Below are 3,684 nucleotides of genomic sequence, written 5' to 3'. Positions count from 1 at the left end.
ATCATTCTGGTTAGCAAACGGTTGGTACTAAAATTCAATTTAATTAGTAATTAAAAAAGGTCTGGAAGAATTCTTCCAGACCTTTTTTCAATTCACTTTAGATAAACTATTTCAACCAAACTTAATCCATTTTACGGACAAAGAATGAAACGATTAGCACTAAGATCACTGCACCAACAATTGACGGAATGATTGCCATTCCTGCCAAACTTGGTCCCCAGCTTCCTAGTAGCCATTGTCCCAATGCAGAACCAACTAAACCTGCAGCAATATTTGCAATAATTCCCATTGAAGAACCTTTCTTCGTAATTGCACCTGCCACAGCTCCGATGATACCACCAACAATTAATGACCAAATAAAGCCCATGTCACTCACTCCTTTTCAAATTTTACAAGTTTAAATTATTTTATTATTCCACACGAGGTTCAGTGTTTTCTTTCACACGTTGCGTTCCTTTGTCGACAGCTTTTTTCGCTTTAGAGGTTTGTTTTGAAGCAAACTCACCAGTTGATTTTGCTGCGTCCGTTACTTTATCTTGAACTGTTTCACTTTCTTTTGCGTATTCTTCGCGTGTTTTGATGTCAACGACGTTCACATTAACTTCAATCACATCTAAGTGAGTCATATTTTTCACTTCACGACCAATTAACTCTTTCATTTGTTCGTAGATACCTTCAATGTCCTTACCGTATTCAACAACAACATCCATATCAACAGCTACTTGTTTTTTACCAACTTCTGTGTCGATTCCTGCTGTTACATTATCTGTATTCACTAATTTTTCAGCAATATTGGAGAAAAATCCGCCATCCACAGTTAGCAAGCCATCCACATCTTCTAAAGCAATTCCAATAATTTTTTGAATCACTTTGTCTTCAAAAGTTAGTTCTCCATTCATTTGATCAATCCCCTTTGTATTTTTTTGTTCTGTTGCAGGTTTGAATTCGTTGTGTGCCATTATCCATTCCTCCTAAAATTTAAAATAATCATCTAAAAGATGTGTTTCTTTAAGATAAAAACCAATTGCGATACCGATTGCGGTTAAAACCAAAATGAGCAAGGTTTTAAAAAATCCTACGGTTAACCACAAAATCGCTAAAATGAGCCCAAGACCCCCAAAGATAATAGGGAGCTTGTATGTTGAAAAGAATTGATTCATTTTTTGCCCTCCTACTCTACTCGAGAGTGCTTGTTTTCTTTTGCTGCTTTTTGAAATTGCTGATAAGTGACTATCACTTGAACAGGTTCATTTACCCCTAACAATCGTTTGACTTCTGCTTCGATCTCCTTCATCAACTGGTCTGTTTGCCCAATTAGCGAAGAAGTTCGCTTCAATTCACCCTTCACTTTGATTTTGATTCGATTTTTTGTTGCACGAACCACAATTCTAGGGGAATGAATAAATTCTTCTGCCTGTAATTTCGTTCGAACTAATCCTTCAATCGCTTTTTTATCGACAGCTAAAGTTCCATGTTCTCGCTTCAAGACAAAGGTTGTCTTGGTTTTTGGATAAAAAAGGATGAATAGAATAAATATGGCAACAAGAATACTAAATACAATGGCAATCCAAAAGATATATTGTTGAAAGTAAAAACTAGTAACAATAAAGTATCGAACATTCTCTAAGAAAGTTGGCAACTGATACAGTGAATAAATCAATGCAACCGTCAACGAGATTGAAAGGATAACCAAACTTCCGATGATTCCAATCACTTTAACCCCTTTATTCATTTTCCACCTCCTAAAATTTTTTAAACAATGGCAATTTGCCAATTATTTACTAAATAAAATCTAGCCATTCAGCGAATATAACAACATTTTTATGGCAATTTACTCACAATCAAAGCGTTCTCTTTTTATGTTTTTCTAATTTATCTTAATTACAGACTATTACTTTCGATTTTTTTTTGCAAAAGTTATGCTTACTTATTAAAAAACAAATAGACAAACTAAAAAAACCGTTCATTTCTAAAATGAACGGTTAGTTGAATCGTTTTTCAATTGTTTTTCTTAGTGACCTTTATAACTTAAATAATAAAATCCTGAAACAAAAACGCCACCACCAAGAATGTTTCCTACGTACACTAACAAGAAATTTCTAAAGAATTCTCCCCAACTCAATGAGCCTTCAAAAATGGCCGCAGGAATAACAAATGCATTTGCCACACTATGCTGAAAACCAATCGCAACGAAGATCATCACGGGAAACCAAATACCTAAAATTTTCCCAGCAGCATCTTTCGCACCATAGCATAACCATAAAGCAAGTCCAACAAACCAGTTACAACCAATACCAGAAATGACTGCTTGTTCCCACGAAACATTGACCTTATGTTCTGCTAATGATAGCACTTGATCTAAATACACGCCACTATGCGTTAAACCCAACACATGTCCGAAAGCATAAGCAACAAAAAAAGCACCCAATAAGTTTGCTAATGTAATCGTTAACCAGTTTAGTAAAAGTTCTTTAAAAGAAACTTTCTTTGCCATCCATGCTGTGCTCACAGCCATCATGTTCCCAGTAATCAATTCTCCCCCGGCCAACAAGATCACAATTAATCCAATTGGGAAAACAGATGCGCCAACTAACGCCTGAACACTGGCTAAATCTGCTGGAATCGAAGCCGATACTCGAATATATGCTAGATAACCTAAAGAAATCATCGCGCCTCCAATGAAGCCTAAAATCCATTTGGCTATCCATGTTTTTTCAATTTTTTTCTGACCATTCTCAATGCTGATTGCTAAAATTTCACTTGGTGAATACACAAAAATCGCTCCTTTAAACTTTTCTTCTCCTTTTTACTACTTTACAGTTAAATCAACCGTTTTCAATAGTTTTGTACATTTTTTCACTAATTCCTCATTTCTATAACTCTTCCATCATTTTTCAAAAAAAAAACTGGGACTAAAAGCTGTCCCAGTTACCTAATTATCCATTTTAACAAGTAATTTGATTCTCCAAAATCTTTTCATTAGGATTTATTTAGTTGATTTAAATCTCAACCGCATGTTAGAAGATGATTTCGATACATCCGTTTGTTTATTAACAGAACCTTCAAATGAAACTTGTTTGATTTCTTGAGCATCTAAAGTTAGCAATAGATGTGCTCGGTTGATTTCTTGATTATTTTCGTAAAGAGTCACAGGTTGTCCATCAGCAACAATTTTCAGTAATAAATTCTTGTCTTTTAGTTCTGTATCTGGTGTAAATTGCTCAACAGATACTTCGACAGGTACAGTTGAATTGTTTTCCATTTTGTAAACAGGTGAAATGATTTTTTCTTCGTCTGAACCAAAATTCATTTTTGTTGGTATTGTTAGGTTGATTTCCGAAGTATCAATTTCGTTAACAATTCCCCCAGGAACCTCGATTGAAGCTTCTGGAATATCTTGCTCGACTGAACTTTCATTTGTTGCTTTTCCTGTTACTTTAACTACTGGATTTTGATTCAACGCAGCATCTGTCACTTTTACTTTTACTTGATAAGTAAACGTTTTACCAGGTGCTAGCTCATCAATACTCACATTTTGTTCACTTCGTGTCACGACTTCCAATCCCTCTGGTAACTCAATTGAAAGATTTCCCGACTTAAGTGACGCAACGGAGCTATTATTCGTTAGCGTGTAAACATAAAGTAATTCATCGCCAACATTGGTTTCTTCCTCACTTCTTGACA

At 35.1% G+C, this 3,684-nt stretch carries 6 protein-coding genes; all 6 read right to left on the bottom strand.

The window, feature by feature from the left end; genetic code table 11:
* Window positions 1-121 precede the first annotated feature (121 nt).
* Window positions 122-367, bottom strand: coding sequence for a GlsB/YeaQ/YmgE family stress response membrane protein (locus tag RV17_RS12880; protein ID WP_067481318.1), 246 nt, complete (start codon window positions 365-367; stop codon window positions 122-124).
* A gap of 43 nt (window positions 368-410) precedes the next feature.
* Window positions 411-959: an Asp23/Gls24 family envelope stress response protein gene (locus RV17_RS12875; RefSeq protein WP_082904057.1), complete on the bottom strand. Its 549-nt coding sequence runs from the start codon at window positions 957-959 to the stop codon at window positions 411-413.
* Between the two features lie 12 nt (window positions 960-971).
* Window positions 972-1,160, bottom strand: coding sequence for a DUF2273 domain-containing protein (locus RV17_RS12870; protein WP_067481316.1), 189 nt, complete (start codon window positions 1,158-1,160; stop codon window positions 972-974).
* 11 nt (window positions 1,161-1,171) lie between these two features.
* Entirely contained in the window at window positions 1,172-1,732 is a 561-nt protein-coding gene (amaP, locus tag RV17_RS12865; protein ID WP_071869442.1) for an alkaline shock response membrane anchor protein AmaP, read from the bottom strand.
* Between the two features lie 279 nt (window positions 1,733-2,011).
* Window positions 2,012-2,773 carry a formate/nitrite transporter family protein gene (locus RV17_RS12860; protein ID WP_067481312.1) on the bottom strand — a complete coding sequence of 254 codons (762 nt, stop codon included), beginning with the start codon at window positions 2,771-2,773 and terminating at the stop codon, window positions 2,012-2,014.
* Window positions 2,774-2,986: 213 nt separating this feature from the next.
* A partial coding sequence (locus RV17_RS12855; RefSeq protein WP_143139949.1) for a COG1470 family protein occupies window positions 2,987-3,684 on the bottom strand: 698 nt, incomplete at its 5' end.

The sequence above is a fragment of the Enterococcus thailandicus genome (assembly GCF_001886265.1).
GTDB lineage: Bacteria > Bacillota > Bacilli > Lactobacillales > Enterococcaceae > Enterococcus_B > Enterococcus_B thailandicus.
This window is presented reverse-complemented; position numbering and strand designations above follow the sequence as displayed.

Bases quoted from the DNA above. Each gene is read 5' to 3' on its own strand.
- RV17_RS12880 (WP_067481318.1), bottom strand. From the start codon at position 367: ATGGGCTTTATTTGGTCATTAATTGTTGGTGGTATCATCGGAGCTGTG.
- RV17_RS12875 (WP_082904057.1), bottom strand. From the start codon at position 959: ATGGCACACAACGAATTCAAACCTGCAACAGAACAAAAAAATACAAAG.
- RV17_RS12870 (WP_067481316.1), bottom strand. From the start codon at position 1,160: ATGAATCAATTCTTTTCAACATACAAGCTCCCTATTATCTTTGGGGGT.
- amaP (WP_071869442.1), bottom strand. From the start codon at position 1,732: ATGAATAAAGGGGTTAAAGTGATTGGAATCATCGGAAGTTTGGTTATC.